This window comes from Myxococcus sp. CA039A (genome assembly GCF_013336645.1).
GTDB classification, from domain to species: domain Bacteria; phylum Myxococcota; class Myxococcia; order Myxococcales; family Myxococcaceae; genus Myxococcus; species Myxococcus llanfairpwllgwyngyllgogerychwyrndrobwllllantysiliogogogochensis.
In genome coordinates this window covers 1-21,707 of record NZ_JABUMQ010000132.1, presented here as the reverse complement: position 1 = coordinate 21,707, position 21,707 = coordinate 1, and the positions used below count along the sequence as shown (strand labels likewise).

The 21,707-nt window shown below is 68.4% G+C and carries 11 protein-coding genes; 4 read left to right on the top strand and 7 right to left on the bottom strand.

Features of this window, described 5'->3' with window-relative positions:
- The first annotated feature begins 140 nt into the window (after positions 1-140).
- Positions 141-1,064 carry an alpha/beta hydrolase-fold protein gene (locus HR086_RS22340; RefSeq protein WP_174466601.1) on the top strand — a complete coding sequence of 308 codons (924 nt, stop codon included), beginning with the start codon at positions 141-143 and terminating at the stop codon, positions 1,062-1,064.
- Positions 1,065-1,075: 11 nt separating this feature from the next.
- Here the strand turns inward: HR086_RS22340 and HR086_RS22335 are convergent, their stop codons facing one another.
- The 4 genes from HR086_RS22335 to HR086_RS22320 form a co-directional block, all read right to left on the bottom strand.
- Complete coding sequence (locus tag HR086_RS22335; RefSeq protein ID WP_174466600.1) at positions 1,076-8,068, bottom strand: type I polyketide synthase; 6,993 nt, start codon at positions 8,066-8,068, stop codon at positions 1,076-1,078.
- 108 nt (positions 8,069-8,176) lie between these two features.
- Positions 8,177-9,787 carry an NAD(P)/FAD-dependent oxidoreductase gene (locus tag HR086_RS22330; protein WP_174466599.1) on the bottom strand — a complete coding sequence of 537 codons (1,611 nt, stop codon included), beginning with the start codon at positions 9,785-9,787 and terminating at the stop codon, positions 8,177-8,179.
- Between the two features lie 12 nt (positions 9,788-9,799).
- A complete protein-coding gene (locus tag HR086_RS22325) occupies positions 9,800-10,843 on the bottom strand; it encodes a fatty acid desaturase (protein WP_174466598.1) in 1,044 nt (347 codons plus the stop codon).
- A gap of 134 nt (positions 10,844-10,977) precedes the next feature.
- Positions 10,978-11,658: a TetR/AcrR family transcriptional regulator gene (locus HR086_RS22320; protein ID WP_174466597.1), complete on the bottom strand. Its 681-nt coding sequence runs from the start codon at positions 11,656-11,658 to the stop codon at positions 10,978-10,980.
- Positions 11,659-11,894: 236 nt separating this feature from the next.
- Here HR086_RS22320 and HR086_RS22315 point away from each other — a divergent pair, with 236 nt between their 5' ends.
- From HR086_RS22315 to HR086_RS22305, 3 genes are all read left to right on the top strand, one after another.
- Complete coding sequence (locus HR086_RS22315; RefSeq protein ID WP_174466596.1) at positions 11,895-13,088, top strand: efflux RND transporter periplasmic adaptor subunit; 1,194 nt, start codon at positions 11,895-11,897, stop codon at positions 13,086-13,088.
- A 12-nt stretch (positions 13,089-13,100) separates the two neighbouring features.
- A complete protein-coding gene (locus tag HR086_RS22310; protein WP_174466595.1) occupies positions 13,101-16,232 on the top strand; it encodes an efflux RND transporter permease subunit in 3,132 nt (1,043 codons plus the stop codon).
- 200 nt (positions 16,233-16,432) lie between these two features.
- On the top strand, positions 16,433-17,833 hold the full coding sequence (locus tag HR086_RS22305; protein ID WP_174466594.1) for a pectin acetylesterase-family hydrolase: 1,401 nt from the start codon (positions 16,433-16,435) through the stop codon (positions 17,831-17,833).
- Between the two features lie 12 nt (positions 17,834-17,845).
- Here HR086_RS22305 and HR086_RS22300 read toward each other — a convergent pair whose 3' ends face one another.
- The 3 genes from HR086_RS22300 to HR086_RS22290 all read right to left on the bottom strand — a co-directional run.
- On the bottom strand, positions 17,846-19,006 hold the full coding sequence (locus tag HR086_RS22300) for an STM4014 family protein (protein ID WP_174455147.1): 1,161 nt from the start codon (positions 19,004-19,006) through the stop codon (positions 17,846-17,848).
- A gap of 6 nt (positions 19,007-19,012) precedes the next feature.
- Entirely contained in the window at positions 19,013-20,374 is a 1,362-nt protein-coding gene (locus tag HR086_RS22295; RefSeq protein WP_174466593.1) for a WGR domain-containing protein, read from the bottom strand.
- A 46-nt stretch (positions 20,375-20,420) separates the two neighbouring features.
- Positions 20,421-21,707 (bottom strand): hypothetical protein (locus tag HR086_RS22290; RefSeq protein ID WP_174466592.1); only part of this gene is annotated, 1,287 nt, incomplete at its 5' end.

The window sequence follows — 21,707 nt, the reverse complement described above, 5'->3', positions numbered from 1 at the left end:
GTGATCCGAAACTGCTGGCTCCTGGAGACATTTGCACCTGAGTTGTAGTGGTCTCCCCGGTTTCGAGCGGTCGACTTTCGCCATGGGTTCGGGTTGTGCAGACTCAAGGAGGATTCAGGCGCTCATCGAGGGAGAACACCATGCGGCTTGGAGTGATTGCGCTGTCCATCGCGATGTGGACCGTCGCCTGCGGAGGCGGCGTCGAGGATGAAGGGACTGAACAGTGGGGTGCGCAGTCCACGAGGCTCGTCATCACGACCGAGGACCAGGTCGTGGCGCGACTGCCCGCGAGCACAGGGGCGATTTATGGCTATGCGGAGTACCTGCCGCCCGGCTACCTGACCTCCCCCAACACTTCGTATCCGGTCATCATCCACTTGAATGGCCTGACGGAGTTCGGCACCTCCACCACGGAGGCAAACCTGCTGGAGGTCGTCTCCCGGCATGGGGCGCTGAAGAAGATTCGGACCACGAGCGAGGGCAAGGCGTACTTCGGTCAGAAGCAGGTGATGGTCTTCTCGCCTCGCGCTCCGACGAACTGGGTGCCAGCGGACCTGAACGCCTTCGTCGACTTCCTGGTGGCCAACTACCGCGTGGACCCGACGCGCATCTACCTCACGGGCCTCAGCTACGGTGGCTACGGAAGCTGGAAGTATGCGTATGAGTACGGCCACCGGCTGGCGGCGCTCGCGCCCATGGCCACCAACATCGGAGCTCCGGGCCCCACCATCACCAAGTTGTTGAACGTGCCCGTGTGGGCGGTGCATTCGTATGCGGACGGCTCGTCGCTGTCCGCCGAGCGCTCCTGGATGCAGGGCGTGACGAAGAACTACGGACAGTTCCAACTGGTGGCGGTGGCACAGTCGACCACGACGCAGACGTACCTGTTCCCCGGCGCATCCAGTCCCACGTGGACGTCACAGGCCGGGGTGGTGGCGACCGGAACGGCCATCGGTCGCCTCACCGTGCTGCCGGGCTCAGCCCACGACTGCTGGACGCAGCAGTACAACAACTACGCGTTCTGGGATTGGCTCCTCGCGCAGCAGCGCGCTCCGGTGCCCTGAGTCCGTGAAGCTCACGCGGCTGACTGCGCGCGCTGGACCTGTCCCAGCATCAGGGTGGACAGCTCGCGCAGGGAGGGGCCGCTCACCACTTCCATCGTGGAGACCTTCACGCCCAGCTCGCCTTCGATGGCCGTGACGATTTCCAGGGCCATGATGGAGTCCATTCCCAGTTCACGCAGTGGCTGGGCCGTGTTCAGCGCCCCGTCCTGCGTGCGCATGACCCTCGCGACGATCTTCGACAGCGTCCGGGTGATGAACTCGCGGCGGGCCTCGTCATCGAGCCCCCCGAGGGCGCGCTCGATGAGCCCGCCACTCCGCTCCGCGTCGGCAGACGACTCCGGCGTCTCCAGCAGTCCAACGAGCCGGCGTGAGCCGCTCCAGGGAACGAGCGCCGCGCCCAGGCGATTCCAGTCCACGTCCGCGATGGCCAGTTGCACGGGAGGGGCGTCCAGGACGCGTCCGAGCGCCTGGAGCGCGGCGTGGGTGGACAGGCCTCGCAAGCCCAGGTGTTCCAGGTGCTGGGCCACGTGGGCATTGCGCGCGACCAGCCCGGCTTCACCCAACGCACCCCACTGAATCGCCGTCGCCGCCAGTCCTTGCTTGCGGCGGTACACCGCGAGTTGGTCCAGGAAGCTGTTGGCCGCGACGTAGCTCCCTTGTCCCGCGTTGCCGATGAGCGAAGAGATGGAGGAGAAGAGAATCAGGTGGTCGAGTGGCAACGCTCGGGTCATGAGGTGCAGGTTCCAGGCTCCCTGTGCCTTGGCGGCCATCACCCGTTCCAGCGAGGCCCGGTCCAATCGCTCCAGGGGCTTGTCGTCCAGTGCGACCGCGCAATGGAAGACACCTCGTAGTGGCGGCAGCTCGGCGTGGAGCCGCGCGAAGATCTGCTCCAGGTCCGCATACCGGGCCACGTCCGCCGCGAGCGCATGGACCACCACTCCCTGAGCACTCCATGCGGCAAGGGCCTCGCGTGCTTCTTCGGACTGGGCCCCCCTGCGGCTCACCAGCACCAGGTGCCGCGCTCCTTGCTCCACGAGCCAGCGCGCCACCTCCAGGCCAAACCCTCCGAGGCCGCCGGTGACGAGGTAGGTGGCGTCCGGTGCGAGTCGCTCGCGCCGCGCGGGCTGACGCACACGCAGCGCCGGGTCCTTCAGGGAGATGCACACCTTGCCGATGTGCTTGCCGCGCGCCATGGCCCGAAAGGCTTCTTCCACCTGACTTGCCGGAAAGGAGCGCGATGGCAGGGGACGGAAGCTCCCCTCCTCGAAGCGTTGCATCACCTCCTGGTAAAGCTCGCGCACTTCTTCGGGTCGGCTCTCCAGGAGTCGGTCGAAGTCCACGGCCGCGTACATCAGGTTCTCGTTGAACGGGCGCAGACGGAGCAGCTCATCCTGCTCGAAGCTGGCCTTGCCCAGCTCGATGAACCGGCCGAACGGCGCCAGACAGTCGAGGCTTCGCGTCATGACTTCGCCGGGCATGAAGTTCAGCACCACGTCGACTCCGCGCCCGCCCGTCCAGGCGCGCACGTCCTCCGCGAAGCTCACGTCCCGGGAGTTGCTGATGTGCGTGAGGCCATGCTCGCGCAGGTACTGACGCTTCTCTTCGCTGCCGGCCGTCGCGATGATTTCCGCGCCACACCACCGGGCCACCTCGATGGCCGCCAGACCCACGCCACCGGTGGCGCCATGGATGAGGATTCGCTCGCCCCGGCGCAGCCGGGCCACGCGCACCAGTGAGTGATACACGGTCAGGAAGACGATGAGGTTGGCGCCCTGTTCGAACGACAGGTGCTCGGGGAGCTTCACCACGTGGCCGGCGGGCAGCACCACGTGTGACGCGACGAAGCGCGGGGCGACGCCGTAGACGCGGTCTCCGACGGCGAAGTCCGTCACTCCCGCACCCACGGCGCTGATGCGTCCTGCGCCCTCCATGCCGATGGCGTCGCCGATATAGGTGTTCTGCTTCACGCGCGCCGAGAGCAGGCCCAGGGCCTTCATGATGTCCTTGAAGCCCAGGGCGGTGGTCTCCACCTCGATTTCGACTTCACCGGCATTGGGAGCACGGCGCTCTCTCGCGACGAAGCCGAGCGTGTCGAGTCGGCCTTCCTCTCCCAGCACCAGCTCATGGCCCATGCCCTCGGGAACCGGCTCCAGCGGCTGGGTTCGCGAGAGGGCGGGGGACGTCATGAGAGAGCCGCGCACGAGGCGCGAGGCGTGGAACAGCCCACCGCGCTCTGCGACCTCCTGCTCTGTGCCCAGCCCGCTCAGGCGGACCAGCAAGGCCTCCACGCTCGACGGAGTCGCGTCCAGGTCCACCCAGGTGAGGCGAAGGTCCGGCCGCTCCGTCATGGCGGTACGGGCCAGCCCGAGCAGTGGTGCGTGTTCCAGCGAGGGGAGGTCCGACGGTGTCGGCGCAAAGGGGCGAGGTGTTGCGCCGAGCGCCATGCCTGCCGCCGAGCCGAACTCCGGCCGCTCCGTCATGGCGGTACGGGCAAGACCGAGCAGTGGCGCGTGCTCCAGCGAAGGGACGTCTGGCTGTGTCGGCGCGACGGAGTGGATTTCGGAAACCCGTGAGGCTGCCTCCGCTTCGTCGAGCACGGACTCGGAGCGCGTCGTGACCAGGTAGTAGCGCTCGACCCGCCCTGGGCGCAGCGATTGGAGCACGCGCAGGAGGGCATCCGCAGCATCCGTTCCGCGCGTCACTGGAGCCTCGCTCTCGGGCGCTGAGTCCAGCCAGCGCAAGTCCACGAGCCGCACCCGCTCTTGCTCCATCCGCGCACCGAGAACGGCCTCCAGTGCCGAGGTGTCAGAGGCATGGTGCCAGCCACGCGCGCCAGACTCGGGCACGGAGCCGCCGAGCACCACCCACGTCACCTCCTCACGCACCTCCGGCTCCGAGGGCTCGATTCGCTCCCACCGCCGCAGGTACACCGAGCGCTCCAGGAGCGTCTCTTCGTCCGCAGCGGCCCGGGGCAACAGGCGGCAGGTGAAGCCGGTGACTTCGGCCACGACGGTGCCGTCCTCGTGCATCAGCGTGATGTCACCGCGCAGGGTTCCTCCGCTCACGGACAGGAGTCGCCCGTGGGCAATCAGCTGCCGACCCGGGAGTGCGAGCAACTGGATGCGCTCGATGCCCGTGGGAACGATGTCGTGGTGCGCATCCTCCGTCGCTCCCGCGATGAGGCTGTGGAACGCCGCATCGAGCAACACGGGGTGCAGGTGGTAGCCGCGCTCGTCCACGGAGTCGGGGAGGGCAAGTCGCGCGAGCACCTCCCCCGGTGCGCGGTGCAAAGCCACCACGGCGCGGAAGGCGGGGCCGTAGCGCAGCCCTCGGCGCTCCAGGGACGCGTACAGCGCCTCGGGTGTCGTCAGGTCCGACAGCCTGGCCTGGAGCGTCACCACGTCCACGGTGCGGCTTCCCCGCCCCGAGGAGACCAGCTTGCCTCGCGCGCAGACCACGGGCTGCTGTTCCTCGTCCTGTCGCTGGACGAGGAAGCGGGAGGTCTCCGAGGAGAAGCTCAGGCGCACGCGCGGGTTCGCGGCTTCCCGGAGCAGCACCGCCGACGCGAGCTCCAGTTCCTCGATGCAGCAGCGCGCATCTCCCGTGAGCGCGTGCCGCGCCGCCAGCGCCAGCTCGACATGCCCCGCGCCCGGAAAGAGCAGGCTCCCGGCCACCTGGTGGTCCGCGAGATAGGGCAGTGCCGCGAGGCTCAGCTCCGACGTCCACGTGGGTGACGGGCCGGGCTCGGAGTCCACCAGCATCGGATGTCCCACGAAGGCGCGTCGCCGGCGTGAGGAGCGGAGGCTCTCCTCCCAGTAGACCTTGCGCTGCCAGGGCGTGCGCGGGGCTCCCGCGAACGCTCCTGCTCCGAAGTAGCCCTGCCACGAGACACCCGCGCCCAGCACATGGAGCCTCCCCAGCGCGGTGGTCATCGTCTCCTGCTCGGGAGTCTCTCGCACGAGCGACGCGAGGACCTCTCCGCGGGCCTTCGACGCGCTCAGCACATCCCGGATGGACGAGGCCAGGACAGGGTGCGGTCCCACCTCGACGAACGTTCCATGCCCGTCCACCACGGCCTGCTGGAGCGCCTCCGCGAAGCGCACGGAGCCTCGGACATTGTTCCACCAGTACGTCGCGTCATGGCGCTCGGTCTCCACCATGCGTCGCCCCGACACCGTCGAGTAGATGGGAATGCGCGGCGCGCGGGGGCGCAGCGGAGTCAGGGCGGTGAGCAGCTCGCCCTGAAGCGGGTCCATGAGGGGGCTGTGATACGGCACCTCCACCTGGAGGAAGCGGTGGAAGCGCTGGGTGGAAGCCAGCTCCGCGGCCACGCGCTCCAGCGGTGCTCGCTCCCCCGCGAGCGTGACGGAGCGCGCGCTGTTGATGGCCGCGATGGCGATGCCAGGACCATGGCGCTGGACCTGGTCGAGCGCTTCATCCGGACCGAGTCCAACGGCCAGCATCGCCCCGTGTCCCGCCATCCGCTGCTGGAGCCTGCTGCGGTGAAACGCGGTGAGCAGCGCATCCCTCAAGTCCAACGCCCCGGATGCCCAGGCCGCGCCGACCTCTCCGATGCTGTGTCCCACCACGGCGTCGGGAATGATTCCCCATGAGGCCCACAGTCGCGTGAGCGCCACCTGCAGCACGGCGTTGGCGGGCTGGGCCACCTCCGTGCGGGTGATGCGCGAAGACGCCGCGTCCCGCGTCAGCTCCTCCGCGATGGACCTGCCGGAGAGCTCGCGAAAGAGGGCGTCACATTCCTCCACGGCGTCACGGAAGACGCGCTCGGTGGTCAGGAGCTGTCGCCCCATCGCCCACCACTGCGGGCCCATCCCCGTGTACACGAAGAGGAGCTTGCGTCCCTCGGGCGGCTCCGCGACGAAGTCCAATCCGGGCACATCGCGCTGGCCGTTCGCGAAGGCACGAAGTGTGGCCACCAGGGCTTCCCGGTTCGTGCCTCGGACGGCCAGGCGATGGCGCGGGTGCGAGCGGTGCACGGCTGCGTCGCGGCAGAGTTGTTCCGGTGTGCCGCGTCCCGCCTCCAGCCAGCCGGCGTAGCGGCCCGCGAGCTCGGCCAGGGCTTCGGGCGACTTCGCGCCCAGTGGAAGCAGGTGAGGGCGTCCCTCGGCGCGCCGGGGTGTCAGGGTGGCCACGCGCGGGGGCGGCTCGGCCAGGACGACGTGGGCGTTGGTGCCTCCGTAGCCAAAGGAGTTCACGCCCGCGACACGTGGCTCCGTCCCGCGAGGCAAGGACTCCGGACGCGTGGGGATGTGCAGCCCGAGTGCATCGAGCGGAATCCGAGGGTTCACTTTCTCCAGATGCAGGTGGGGTGGGACGGTGCCGTGCTTGAGGACGAGGGCCGCCTTGATGACGCCCGCCACTCCCGCCGCCGCTTCCAGGTGGCCCAGGTTCGTCTTGACCGAGCCCATCCGGCAGCGCTCTCCATCCGTGCGGCCCACGCCTGTCACCGTGCCGATGGCGTTCGCCTCAATGGGGTCTCCCACGGGGGTGCCCGTGCCATGTGCTTCGACATACGAGACGCGCAGCGGGTCGACGCCGGCCTTCGCGTACGCCTCGCGCATCACCGCCACCTGGGCCTCCGCGTTGGGCACGGTGATGCCCGGAGTCCGTCCGTCCTGATTCACGGCCGTGCCGAGGATGAGTGAATGGATGGGATTGCCATCGCGCAGCGCGGCGGACAGGGGTTTGATGACCAGCACCGCGGCGCCCTCGGCACGCACGTAGCCGTCCGCCTGGTCACTGAAGGCGTGGCAGCGTCCACGCGGGGACAGGAACTTCCCCTTGGACATGGTGACCTGCGTCTCCGGAAGGAGGAGCACGTTGACGCCGCCCACGAGCGCCGCGTCGCTCTCCTTCGCCCACAGGCTTTGACAGGCCAGGTGCAGCGCGACGAGCGAGGACGAGCAGGCCGTGTCCATGGAGACGCTGGGGCCTCGCAAGTCATAGAAGTACGACAGCCGATTGGAGAGCATCGTAAGCGTGCTCGCCGTCGCCGAGTGGCTGTCGAGCCGCTCCCGGTTGTCCGGGCTCGCGTGCAGGATGAGGTTGTCCATCATGAAGCCGCCGACGAAGACGCCGGTGCGGCTGCCCGCCAGCCCGCTCGGGGGCACACCCGCGTCCTCGAGCGCCTCCCAGGAGACCTCCAGCATCAAGCGCTGCTGTGGGTCCAGGGCGTTGGCTTCGCGCGGGGTGATGCCGAAGAAGCCGGGCTCGAACTCGCGAAGGTCCTGCTGGAGCAGTCCCGCGCGCTGGACATGGCTGCGCCCGGGGGCCCGGCCCGAGGCATCGTGGAACTTCTTCGGGTCCCATCGCTCCTCGGGGATGTCGACGATGCACTCGCGCCCCTCCATCAACACCTTCCAGAAGCTGTCCGTGTCCTCGATGCCTCCGGGAAGCCGGCAGCCGATGCCGACGATGGCCAGGGGCTCGCGCGAGGCGCCGGGCATGACGGCGGCACTTGCGCGAGGCGGGTTCAAACCGAAGCGGCGGCGCAGCTCCTCGGTGGGCTCCGGGCTGCGGGCTTCATGTCCCAGCACACCCTGGATGATTCGAGAGGGAGGGACGGTGCCCTTCGCGTCGCGGACGACGGCTCGCACCTGGGCGGTGGCCACCGGGCGGTCGGGCTCCGAGGGGCGTCGGAACTCCTGCTGGAAGTAGAGCCATTGCTCGTCCCACGCCACCAGTCGCGTGCCCAGCTCGTACTTCTCGAACAGGCGCAGCGAGCCCCGGAACTGGAGCGACGTCTCTCCGACGGGGACGACCCAGCGGTGTTGAAGCAGGTCCGACAGGAGGCCCGCGCGCACGAGCAGGTCCACGCGGCCCAGGTCCATCATCGCCAGATAGCGGCTGTTGTTCATGTGGCCGAAGAGGTCCAGGTCCGTGGGCAGGACGCGCCACTGCGTGACGCTTTCCTCCAGGGGGCCCAGCCGTCCTCGTGTCTGTCCGCGCAGGAGGGTCTGGAGCAATCGGAGCGAGGGCTTCATGGTGAGTCCTTTCGGGCGAGGCAGGGGCGTCCGGACATGCGCCGGCGCGGCGGTCACCCGGTTCACGGGTGCCGTCAGAAGAAGTGGAGGAAGGAGGCGTCGCGACCGTCAGGCCGCGCGGAGCGAAGAAGACTGGCGGACGATATCGCCCAGGACGTTGCGTCGCAGGATGACGGAAGCGGCGAGGACGCCGGACATGAGCGATGCGCCCACGCCCACGGAGACGGCGTCCTGTCCCACCAGAAGCAGGTCGCGGATGGGAAGGCGCGAGCGGAGCCAGGGTTGCCGGAAGCGCTCCGGGCTGTGCTCCAGCCCGTAGATGGAGCCCTGCAAGCGATTGGAGAAGTGCGCGGTGCTGAGCGGCGTGGACAACTCCTGGTGCTCCACCCTCCCGCGCAGCCGAGGAAACTGGGCGAGGACGACGGAGAGCAGTCGCTCGGAGAGCTGGGCCTTGAGGGCCTCGTACTCGGGCCCTCGCCGATGCCAGCGCGTGCCCTCCCATTTCTCGAACCAGGCGTAGGGCGCGGGACACACGGCGGTGAGCGTGGAGCGCCCCGGGTGGCGCTGAGCCCACGAGGGGTCCCTCGCGGAGGAGGAACTCAGGTAGACGACGGGAAGCGGCGCCGAGGCGTCAGCCCTGAACGCGCGCAGGTTCGCGTCGTGGTCATAGCCGGCGTGGACCCACACGTTGGTGGCGGGCAGGCCCACCTCCTCGGGTGTGCCTCGGAGGCCCAGGTACAGACCGAGGTGTCCGATGGACTGGGGAATCCGTTGGAGGGCTCGCACGGCCTCGGGAGGTCGCCAGGCTTCCGGGAGCAACACCCCCAGCGTCTGCGCCGCGCCCGCGCCGCTGACGACGTGCCGGGCCAGGAGCTCTTCGCCGCTGGCGAGGCGCACGCCCAGGGCACGACCGTCTCGCACGAGGATCTCCTTCACCTCGGCACGGACGCGAACCTGTCCCCCGGCGCGGGTGATGACCGGGGCGATGTGGCCCAGGATGCTTCCGGCGCCACCCACGGGATAGCAGCCGCCCTCCAGGTAGTACTCGGCCATGAGGGCGTGCATGGCGAAGCTGCTGTCTCCGGGAGGAAGGGCGTAGTTGCCCCACTGGCCGGTGAGGACACCCAGCAGGCGCGAGTCCGACGTGAGCGAGCGCAACACGTCCCGCGTCGTCCGGTTCGAGTGGCGGCGGAAGGGCCAGCCGAGCGCGGGATAGGTGAGCGGCGTCAGCCAGCGGGGGAGGACGTGCTGGATGAAGTAGCGCTGGGATGCTCGCTCCACGCCGCGCAGCAGCTTCAGGTACGTGGCGATGGCCTTGCGTTCGGCGGGGAAGGCGCGTCCCAGCTCGGCCTCGAACGCCTCCCCGCCGGTGACGAAGTCGTAGCTCTGGTCGTCGAAGACGAGCCGGTCATAGACGCGGTCCATCCGCGCCCAGCCGAGCGCTCCGTCGGTGACGAAGTCGAACACGCGTCGCAGCGGGGCGTCGGGGTCATGCAGCTTGCCCAGGCAGTGCACGCCGACATCCCACTCGTAGCCCTTGCGTTGGAAGGTGTGGGTCATTCCTCCGGCGACGGAGTGGCGCTCCAGCACGAGCACCTTCAGGCCATGCCGCGCGAGCACCGCCGCCGCGCCCAGTGAGCCGATTCCCGAGCCGATGAAGATGGCGTCGAAGGCCGCACCCCTCGCGGGCGCGTCAGCGCGTTGAGAAGGAAGTGTCATGGAGTGAACCTTTCAGTCCCGGGCCGGCGCGGGAGGTGTCGCGGTGGCCAGGCGCCAGAGCAGCGCGGGGAGGCCGACGACAGGCCTCAGGAAGAAGTGACGCCGCTGCTCCGGGGTCAACAGGCGGCGCAGGAAGAAGTGCAGGCGAAGCTGCTGGTACCAGGGCAGCGCGGGCGCCAGGTGATGCGCCAGATGACACGGCTGTCCCCAGGGCCCGCCTCCGAGGAGCAGCCCCCAGAACCCCAGGCCCAGCTCTCGCGTTCCATTCACCCGGTCCAGGGGCATGAAGAGGTGCTCGGTGCTCTCGCGGAGCCGGTCCAGGACGAAGCTGAGCCAGCTGCCGACGAGGAACAGCGCCACCCCGGTGAAGAGAAAGCCATGCAGCCAGGTGGCCAGCACCGCGCAGAGCGCGAGGTACGCGTTGGTCAGCGCGACGGAGAGCCGGCGGCTGCGAGTGTGCTCCTGGGGCCGCCACGGGAAGTAGTCCGAGTGGCTGAGCATGGGCGCCAGCGGGAGCAGGCTGCCCAGGAGCCGACGGAAGCGGACGAAGTGGGTGAAGGAGCCGTCGTCGGGCGTCCCCAGGCTCCGGTGATGACTCGCATGGGCCTCCGCGTAGTGGAGCGGGTCCGCGAGGAAGAGCCGACAGGCATTGTTCGCGAGCACCCGCAGCCCCCGCGCCACGCGGCCCCTGCCGAGGATGAGGAGGTTGTGCGCGGCGCCCTCGTGGACGCTGAAGGTGACGATGCCGCACACCAGAAAGCCATGCACCGCGCCCGACACCATCCCCGCCAGCACCGTGCCGCCTGGGGTCGACAGGGGCCACGGCAGGAGGGAGGGCAGCAACGTCAGGGATAGCAGGTCCGCCGCGAACAGTCCCAGGAGCAGGAGCACGTTGACGGTGTCGTGAAGCGCGGGGTGCGCGCGGAACTGTGATTGATAGTCGCGGGCCCGGTTCCGGATGGCGTCGAGCTGCGGCTGGGTGAGGACGGGAAAGGCTCCGAGCGCGAGCTGCTGGTACGCGGCAGCCCGCTGCTGGTCATCGGGATTCAGATTCATGGAGTGGAGAGCCGTGGCGACAAGCGCTGGAGGTGCAATCAGGATGTATTTGATTGCACCCCGGCTCAACTCGCATGGCTGCTCACATTCGCGTCCCCGAGGGGAACGGGGGCCTCGGAGCGTGCTCCACGGGCCTATTGCTCATATTTCTGTCGAGGCGCGGTGGACGTGTGCGGCGGGTGGCTCAGTGCCGCGGGCTCCGGGCGGAGGTAGCCGAGCACGAGCGCGCACAGTTCCTCCGGAAACGCTTCGTTCGTGAGGTAGTCGGGGCGGTCCATGCCCGCGGAATGGCAGAGCGCCTCCAGCGTGTGGACGATGATGAAGACGGCCATGTCCAGCTCACGCGGACGGATGTCCTCCAGTCGCGCCGCGAGGAAGGTTCTCACGAGACGGGAGAGCTGTTGCTCGAAGGTGTCCACGTAGCCCAGCGGACGCAGCACCGGCAGCAGGACATGCCGGAGCGGATCAAGCTGGGAGCGCAGCCGCTTGCTGGAGAGGATCTGCTGGATGATGGCGCGGACCGCGATGTTCAGCGGAGCCGAGGCGAAGTCGCGCAGCGCCGTCTCGAGCTCCGCGAGCCACCGCGTGCCGTGGTGCTCCAGCACGGCGAACACCAGCCCCTCCTTGTTCGGGTAGTACTGGTAGAGCGAGCCGATGCTGACGCCGGCCTCCTGTGCGATGTGGTTGGTGGTCGTGGCCTCGTAGCCGTCACGGATGAGGATGCGGGCGGTGGCGGTGAGGATGGCATCGCACGTGGCCTGGGCCCGCTGCTGGCGAGGGTGCTTCCGACGAGAAGGGGAGGGGGTGCGCGGCATCACGGCTCCTTGAGCTGTCCCCAAGCATTTCAAGGAGCGGTGCTCACGGTCCAATCGGGATATCCAGCGCCTTGTCAGACTACCGGGGGCACTTTCGTAAGTGTCCAGCGATTTTCGCCCCGTGGGGTTCGCTCCAATGTTCGTCAGGTTTTGGTGGCAGGAACCCACGCTTTCGATAGAGGAAGGGGCGCGCTGATGGCTGGCGCCCTGTTCCCATCCCCGCTCCCGAGGTTTTCATGTGGTCTCGCTCGCGCTCGCTCCGGCTGGCGCTCGTTGGAATGTCGTCCTGCGCCGCGCTGCTGGCCGCCTGTCAGAAGGCAGCCCCGCCGCAGGAGTCCTATGGGCCCTCCCAGGTCACCGTCGTCACCCTGAAGGCGGAGTCCGTACTCCTGACCCGGGAGCTGCCGGGTCGTACCAATGCGTTCCTCGTCGCCGAGGTGCGGCCCCAGGTCAACGGGCTGGTCCAGCGCCGGCTGTTCACCGAAGGGGGCGTGGTCAAGGCAGGCCAGCCGCTCTACGAGCTTGAGGACGCGACCTACCGCGCGGACTACGGCAGCGCCAAGGCGGCGCTCGAGCGTGCCCAGGCGACCTTGACGTCGGCTGCCTTGACCGCCAAGAGGTCGGCCGAGCTGACCCGGCTGGAGGCCGTCACCGCGGCGGACAACGAGAAGGCGATTGCCGCCCTGGGCCAGGCGGAGGCGGACGTGAAGGCCGCCCAGGCCGCGTTGCAGCGGGCGAGCGTGACGCTGAACTACGCCCGCATCACCTCACCCATCGCCGGGCGCATCGGCAAGTCGTCGGTCACCCAGGGCGCGCTCGTCACGGCCAATCAGCCGGCGGCGCTCGCGGTGGTGCAGCAGTTGGATCCTCTCTACGTCGACGTGAGCCAGTCCAGCGGCGAACTGCTGCGGCTGCGCAAGGAGCTGAGCGCTGGGACGCTCAAGAGCACCGACAGCACGCCGGTGACCATCCTCCTCGAGGACGGCAGCCGCTACGAGCACGCCGGCTCGCTGACGTTCTCCGACGTGACGGTGGACCCGGGCACGGGAAGCTTCGCGCTGCGCGTGACGGTGCCCAACCCCGACCAGTCCCTGTTGCCCGGCATGTACGTCCGCGCCCTCGTGGGCAACGGGCTGCGCCAGCAGGGGCTCCTCGTGCCTCAGCAGGGCATCGCCAGGGACCCGAAGGGAAACGCCACCGCCCTGGTGGTGGGCAAGGACGGCAAGGTCGAGCCGCGCGTCGTCCAGGCCAATCGGACGGTGGGCGACCGGTGGTTGGTCGACAGCGGCCTGGTCGAGGGTGACCGGGTCATCATCGAAGGCCTCCAGAAAATCCAACCGGGGATGCCGGTCCAGGCGACCGAAGCCCCCTCGACTGTCGCGAAGCCAGGGGAAGCCGAACCCCTGGTCCCCGCGAAGTCCCAAGAGTGACCGGACCTTCACATGGCACGATTCTTCATTGATCGACCGATCTTCGCCTGGGTTCTGGCGATCATCATCATGATGGCCGGCGCGCTGTCCATCACCCAGCTTTCCATCGCGCAGTACCCGGCCATCGCGCCCCCCACGGTGACGGTGAACGCCGTCTATCCCGGTGCCTCCGCGAAGGCCATCGAGGACTCCGTCACGCAGGTCATCGAGCAGAGCATGAAGGGGCTCGATGGGTTGCTCTACATGTCGGCGACGAGCGAGTCGAACGGCTCGGCCAACATCATCCTGACGTTCCGCAACGGCACCGACCCGGACATCGCGCAGGTGCAGGTGCAGAACAAGCTGCAGCTGGCGACGCCGTTGTTGCCGCAGACCGTGCAGCAGCAGGGCATCTCCGTGAGCAAGGCGAGCACGGGCTTCCTGCAGGTGATTGGCTTCGTCTCCGAGGACGGCAGCATGTCGGGCGACGACATCCAGGACTTCGTCGCCACGAACATGGTGGACCCCATCTCCCGCGTTCCCGGAGTGGGCGCCACCCAGGTGTTCGGCACGAAGTACGCGATGCGCATCTGGCTGGACCCGAACAAGCTGGACACCTACACGCTGACGCCGACCGACGTCATCGGCGCCATCCGGGCCCAGAACCAGCAAGTGGTGGTGGGGCAGTTGGGTGGAACGCCCGCGGTGCAAGGCCAGCAGCTCAACGCGACGGTGACAGCGCAGGACCGCCTCCAGACGGCGGAGCAGTTCCGGAACATCATCGTGCGCGGCAATTCGGAAGGCTCCCTGCTGCGGCTCGGGGATGTGGCCCGGGTGGAGCTGGGCTCCGAGGACTACAGCGTCATCAGCCGCTACAACGGCAAGCCCGCCACCGGCGTGGCCGTGTCGCTGGCCACCGGCGCCAACGCGCTGGAGACGGCGCAGGGCATCACCGCCGCGCTGGAGGAACTCAAGCCGCTGCTGCCGAAGGGAATGAAGGCGGTGGTGCCGTTCGACACGACTCCGTTCGTGCGAGTGGCCATCATGGGCGTCGTCTCGACGCTGCTCGAGGCCATCCTCCTGGTGTTCCTGGTGATGTACCTGTTCCTCCAGAACTTCCGCGCGACGCTGATTCCGACCATCGCGGTGCCCGTGGTGCTGCTGGGGACGCTGGGGGTGCTCACCGCGTTGGGGTACTCGGCGAACATGCTGACGATGTTCGCGATGGTGCTCGCCATCGGTCTGCTCGTCGATGACGCCATCGTCGTCGTCGAGAACGTCGAGCGACTGATGAGCGAGGAGGGCCTGTCTCCCCTGGAGGCCACCCGCAAGTCGATGGATCAGATCACCAGCGCGCTGGTGGGCATTGGCGTCGTGCTCTCCGCGGTGTTCGTGCCGATGGCGTTCCTCGCGGGCTCCACGGGTGTCATCTACCGGCAGTTCTCGGTGACCATCGTGACGTCCATGGCGCTCTCGGTGCTGGTCGCCATCGTGCTCACGCCGGCGCTCTGCGCGACGCTGCTCAAGCCGATTGCGAAGGGACACCACGCGAAGGAGACGGGGTTCTTCGGGGCGTTCAATCGCGGGTTCGACAAGAGCAATGCGCAGTACCAGCGGGCGGTGCGCGGAATCCTGTCGCGGAGCAAGCGCTTCATGCTCGCCTTCGTCGCGATGGTGGCGGTGATGGTGGTGTTGTTCCTGCGCCTGCCGAGCTCCTTCCTTCCTTCAGAGGACCAGGGCTTCCTGTTCGCGATGGTGCAGACGCCCGTGGGTGCGACGCAGGAGCGCACCATGAAGGTGATTGAGCGGGTGGAGCGGCACTTCCTCGAGAGCGAGAAGGACACCGTCAACGCGATGTTCAGCGTGCAGGGCTTCAGCTTCGGCGGCAGCGGGCAGAATGCTGGCGTCGCCTTCATCAGCCTCAAGGACTGGGCCGAGCGGAAGGCGCCCAATCTCGGCGTCAACGCCGTGGCGGGCCGGGCCATGGGAGAGCTGGCGCAGATTCAAGATGCGCTCGCCTTCGCCTTCCCGCCTCCCGCGGTGGCGGAGCTGAGCACCTCCGCGGGCTTCTCCTTCTTCTTGAAGGACAACGTCGGTCTGGGCCACGAGGCGCTGACCGCCGCGCGCAACCAGTTCCTCGGCGCGGCGTCGCAGAGCAGCCTGCTCGCGAACGTGCGTCCGAACGGACAGGAGGACACGCCCCAGTTCCGCGTCGACGTCGATGTCGCGAAGGCCTCCGCGCTCGGCCTCGCGACCGCGGAGATCAACAACACGCTCTCCGTGGCGTGGGGTGGGCAGTACATCGACGACTTCATCGACCGGGGTCGCGTCAAGCGGGTGTTCATCCAGGCCGATGCGCCTTTCCGGATGGCCCCCGAGGACTTCAACCGCTGGTCGGTACGCAACGTGAAGGGCGAGATGGTTCCGTTCTCGGCCTTCGCGAGTCCGCGCTGGGGTTCGGGTTCGCCTCGGCTCGAGCGCTTCAACGGCGTGTCGGCGATGGAGATGAACGGCGAGGCCGCTCCGGGCGTCAGCTCCGGTGTGGCGATGGCCGAAGTGGAGCGGCTGGTCTCCCAGCTTCCGCCCGGTGTGGGCCTGGAGTGGACGGGGCAGTCGTACCAGGAGCGCGCGGCGGGCGCGCAGACCCCGTTGCTCTACACGCTCTCGCTGCTGCTGGTCTTCCTCTGCCTGGCGGCGATGTACGAGAGCTGGACGATTCCCACCGCCGTGCTGCTCGTGGCGCCGTTGGGAATTCTCGGGACGGTGCTGGGAAGCACGCTGCGGGGCATGGACCGCGACGTCTACTTCCAGGTCGCGATGCTGACGACCGTGGGACTCTCCAGCAAGAACGCCATCCTCATCGTCGAGTTCGCGAAGGAGAACCTCGACAAGGGCATGGAGTTGATTGAGGCGACGTTGAGCGCGGTGCGCTCGCGTCTGCGGCCCATCCTGATGACGTCGCTGGCGTTCGGCTTCGGCGTGACGCCGTTGGCGATTGCGTCCGGCGCGGGCTCGGGCGCGCAGCGAGCCATTGGCACCGGCGTGCTCGGTGGCATGATTGTCGGCACGTTGCTGGGCATCTTCTTCGTGCCGCTGTTCTTCGTCGTCGTGCAGCGGTTGTTCAACCGACGCAAGCCCGTGTTGGACACGCCTCCCGAAGCCTGAGTCGAAAGGCTTCCAGGCTGGAGTCCGCCTTCGTGGCGGGCTCCGGCCTCGGGAATCGAAACAGGACCTCCGCAACTCTCTGGAGTGTCGTGGGTTGAGAGGGAATGCGCTCCCTCCTCCTGCTGCTCCCCGTCGTCCTGACCTGTACCGCCTGTGGTGAGGCGGAACCTCGCCATGCGCCCCTCTCCGAGGAGGGCGCCATGGACACATCGCTCGAAGCCGTGGCGACGGCGTGTGTGCCTGGAGCATCGGTATCCTGCTCCTCGCTTGCGTCCGCCTGGTCCGGGGGGACGGCCACCTGTCGGCCTTCGGGCAATGGCTACAACGTGACCGCGTGTACTCGCGCCGGCAATCCCATGCGCCGGCTGACGGAGACGGTGCGCCCGGCACTTCGGGATGCCCGCTGGACGGATGCCCGGTGCAACCTGGGCGACGAGTTCGTCCTGGAGGTCACCTTCCCCCCAGTTCCTCCGGGAGAGGCTCTTCCGACGCAGTGGGTGCTGCGCCTCGAAGGCGGTGGCTTCTGCGCGTTCGACAGCGAGAGTCCGCTGGGTGGCTGCGGCAATCGGGCCATCGACCTGGTGTCGTCGGTGAACCTGCCGGCGGACCGGGCGCTGCGTGAGCGCGATCCTGCGAGCCCCGACGACTTCAGTGGCGCCATCGATGTGCTTGGCCATTACTGCTCGAGTGACTTGTGGACGGGTACGGCACTGGATGCGCCCGACATCACCTACAAGGGGACGCAGCGGGATTGGCGCTTCACGGGGGCCTACAACGTGGAGGCGATGCTCGCCGTGCTCGTCGAGCGGTATGGCCTGGACGACAACAAGCCGCTGCGCGTGTTGTGGCGGGGCGGCTCGGCGGGAGGCTTTGGCGCCTTCAACAACACGCATCGCGTCGTGAAGCGACTCCCCAAGGCCGCGAAGGCGGGACGGCTGCTTGTCTTTCCGGGCGCCGGGTACCTGCCGCTCGACTGGAATCACCCAGACTATCCCGTGCTGGGGATTGGCTCGGGGCTGGAGGCCTTCGAGCAGTTGACGAGCATCTGGAAGTCTTCGCTCACTCCGTCCTGTGTGGCCGCGCGCACACCGGGGGACCCCGTACATCCTCCGCACGAGTGCATCAGTGGTCCGGTGCTCTACGACATCATCACCGCACCCGTGTCGGAAGGGGGCTTCGACCTGCCCACGCTTGTCTGGCAGAACCGCCAGGACCAGCTCTACATGTCGAACACCGGGCTGCCGTTCCAATCGACGACCAACACCCCGGCGGAGCGCGCGGCCCGTGCCACCTGGGTGGAGTCCATGAACCGGGCCATGGGAATCACTGGAGACAACACGTCGTCGCGCATGAAGTGGCTCTTCGCGCCGAGCGACCCCGTCGTGCTCCGCGCCAACGGCACCACCGAGCCGAACGTGCATGCGGCGCTGCTCTACAACAGCGACCCTCCGACGGGGCCCGCCAACTCGCTCACCTCGGTGCTCTCGCGGTTCTGGAACACGATGCTCGACTCGGCTCCTGGGCGGGGTCGTGCCACTGGCGAGGTGCACACCTTCGATTGCAACTGGGTGCCCTCTCGCGACGCCACGGGCTGCGACTGACGCCGGTGAGCGTCAAGGTCTGGGAGGAGAGGCATTGGCACGAGCCAGTGCCAGTGCCTCGCGAATCTCCCACTCGTAGACGCTGAATCCCTCGCGCTGCAGGCCGGGCAGCAGGTCGCCGAAGGCGTTCGCCTCCACCACGCGGTGCCCGGTGAAGTGCTCCTCGAACATCAGGTCGATGCCCACGTGAAGGCAGTCATGGGCCCGCGCCACCACGCGGCAGCTCTCCATCGCGGCCTTCCATTCGTTGCGCGGCACCGCTGCTTCCAGCTCCTCCGGCTCCCCACGCCAGCCGCCCAGGTGCAGGTTGGTGATGGGGCCTCGGCTCTGGCGCACCACCGTGAAGGCGGGCTCCCCACCCACCGTGAGCACCCGACAGTCGAAAGTGTCGCCGCCCAGTCGCGCCTTGGAAATCGAGCGCTCCACCTGTGAGCCCTCGCGCAGCAGGAAGCCCAGCACGTCCTCCACGCGCTCCGGCTCCGTGATTCGACGCACCTTGAGCGAGTTGTACCAACCCGTCGGTGCCTGCTCGATGGTGGTGACCAGCGACTCCCTCTCGCGGTGCCTGCGGAAGATGGCCAGACACGACGCTGACGAGCCGCAGGACACCTTCACGAAGACCTCGCGCCAGTCCTCATCGTCCATCCGCTCGCGCAGCGACGCCGCGTCCGTCACCCCGTCCAAGGGCTCCGGCACGGGCACACCCAACGCCGCGTACCTCCGCGAGGTGATGCGCTTGTCGAACAGGTCCGCGATGCTCGCGGGCGACTGGAGCACCCTCCAGCGAGGCCGCTCCCGGAACACCGCCTCCAGCTCGGAGAGGACTCGCAGGAAGCCCAGGTGCCCCTGTCGTGGAGCCAGGATGCGCCCGTGGTCCTCGACGAGCGCGTCCACGTCCTCCGGCGCGAGCACCTGACAGCCATGCTCCAGCGCGTCTTCATGGCCGCGCTTGAGCAGCGCCTTCTCCACCTCCCAGCTCTCCCCCGCGGCGTCGATGCGGACAAAGGCGTCCGTGTCGGGCAGCCGCGCGAGGAGGGCGGGGTGCTTCACCAGCTCCCGCCAGGGCACCACCCTCGCGGGAGGAAGGCCCTGGCGGGCCAGCGCGTCCTGGAACAGCGTGACGCGCCGGTTCTCGGCGTTGCCGATGAGGATGAAGTCAGGCACCGCCGTCATGGAGTGCTACTCGCCCACCGCCGCGTAACGGTATTCCTCGTCGTAGTCGCGCTGGCTGCCCGCCGCCACCGTCGCGGCCAGCTTCGCCACCAGCTTCTCGCCGGCCTTGGTGAGCGTGTTCTCCGTCACGTCCAGGTGCTTGAGGTGCTTGAACGCCGCGGCGTTGTCCGCGAGCGTCTGCGCGCCCGTGTCCGACAGACAGCCCATGGACAGGTCCAGCTTCTCGAGCTGGGGGAGAATCTTCGCGGTGGGCAGCGCCTTCGCCAGCTCGTCCGTGAACTCCGAGTTGCGCAGGCCCAGCACCTTGACGTTCGACAGGCCCTTGCCGTCGAGGATGGGCTGGATGTCCTCCACGCCGCCCTCCGCACCGTAGTTCTCCGAGCCGAACCAGACCTCCAGCTTCTCCAGCTTCGGCCAGTTCGCGCTGGCGATGGACTTCACCGCGCCCAAGGGCAGGCCGCCCGTCTCCATCGAGAACTCACGCAGCTCCGGCAGGTCAATCTTGCCCAGGTCCGCGTCCGCGCCGCGCAGCCGCAGCGAGCGCAGGTTGGGCAGCACCTTGTAGAGCCCCGTGACGTCGTTGATGTACGACCAGGAGATCTCCGTCTCGTCCGGGTACTCGAAGTCGCCGAGGAACAGGCTGCGCAGCGTCGGCATGCCCTTCGTCTTGACGATGGCCTCGACGACGCCCGCGTAATAGTTCTCGCCCTCCATATCCACCATGCCGATGGTGAGCGACTGGAGGAACTTCGCGGAAGGATGCGCGAGCAGCTTCACCAGCGTCTCGGGCACCTCCAGCTCGGAGTCGTAGTCCTTCTTGCCCAGCCGCGCGTCGCGGATGAAGCCCAGGTGCCACTCCACCTTGAGCTCCTCTTCGGACCAGGCCTTGGCCAGTCCGCCGAGCAGCAACGCCTTGTGCTTCTTGATGTGCGCGGTGATCTGCCGCTTGAGGGTGGAGGCCTCCGTGCCCTCGGCCTTCGACACCGCGTGCTGCAGCGCGACCAGCTCGCCGCGCGGGTCGCCCTGGCTCTGGAGCCAGTCGCCGTAGACGAGGTACGCGTCCACGTTGGCCGGGTCCTTCTGGATGGCGGCCTCCAGCTCCGGGTTGGACTTTCCCTCGACGCTCGGCGACTCGTCGTCCCCGTCGTCGCCCCCTTCACCGTCGCCCACCAACTCGTAGCCCTTCTTCTCCTTCTCGCGGACGAGCTTGTCGTACTCCTTCTGCGCCGCCTCGGGAGAGTCGAAGGACTGCGTCTTCTCCTGGCCGTCGGTATCGATGCGGCCCCATCGCGTCGTGAAGGACTTTCCTTCGAACGTGATCTCCCAGAACTTGTTGGAGCTGCCTTCCTTGAACTCGTACCGCGGCATGGCCCGTCCTCTCCTGCGCCAAGCGTGGCGCTTCCCGGACCGGACGCTAGAGAAGCCCTCGCGCAAGCTCAAGCGTCGTTCCGGTCCAGGCCTCCCATGGCGTCTCGGGAGGGCCTCCCTCGGCGCCAACTTCCGGGATTTCACGCGCGGGTGAAGAAGTTCCCCGGCCCGGCACATGGAGCCTCGGGCTCGGCTCGCTCAAATCCAGGTGATGCAGCCCCACGCGGGCGGGCACCTTCGTCGTGTCGAGCCGCGTTTGACGGGTCGCGTCGAGCAACAGCACGTCCACCCGGGCCCGCTTCGCCTGCACCGCCGCGTTCGCCAGCACCTCGTCGGAGTCTCGTGGGGTGAGAATCTCCGCGGTCCCCCGGGCTCGCCACTCGCGCAGCAGCAGCTCGCACAGGCCGCGCTCCGCCTCCAGCGGGTGGGGCCCGTCGCCATCCCAGGGGAAGGCGACCTGGAAGCGCAGGTCCTGGTCTCCCAGCCACACGGACAGCCGGCGCACCAGGCACAACACCAGTCCCATGGCCACCACTGCGCGCTGCCACCGCACGCCGGTGTCCTTCACCCGCGCGTCCGCGAGGCTCGGCGGGAGGACGAAGGTCACCACGCGGCGACGGCGCACCGCGAGGCTCTCGTCGCGGGTGTAGTAGAGCAGCTCGCCCTCGACGTAGCGCACGTCGAACAAGTCCAGCGTGGGCTCATCCTCCATGTAGACGAGCTCGGAGGTGACCAGGTTCTCCAGGCTGCCCACGTTGGAGACGGAGGAGAATCCGCCCTGCGGAAACGCGGCGTCATCCTCCATCGCGGTGGGCGCGGGGCCGGTGGACACGGGGCGTGCGCGGAGGCGGGGCGGAAGGGCGCGAGAGAGGGCCTCGGCGGCTTCCACCGCCTGCTCCAGCGCCAGCCGCTGCGCCTTGCCCTGGAGGTGCTCCAGGTTCTCCAGCGTGAAGGCTTCCGCGTCACCCAGCAGGGCACTCGCGCGCCGGGCCCCGGTGCTCAGGGACTCGTAGCCCTGGGCCAGTTGCTCCAACGCGGGGCCGGGCTCGCGCAGGGAGATGTATCCGGATGACAACAGTTCCCCAGGTGGACGTTCCAGGACGCGCCGCGCGAGGGCTGGGCTCACGGAGGTGCCGGCGGTGAAGCCCATGCGGGAGAGGAGGCGGGCCACGAGGAAGGCCACGCCTCGGGGCCGCAGCGGCTCCGGCAGGCGGGCGAGCGCGGCGGACACGGCCTCCAGGTGAGGCTCGGCGGCGAGCCTCGCGAGGACATGGTCGTCGTACGCGCGCACCGCGGCGCGAAGGCGGGGCAGGGTGTCGGGGATGGGCAGGGA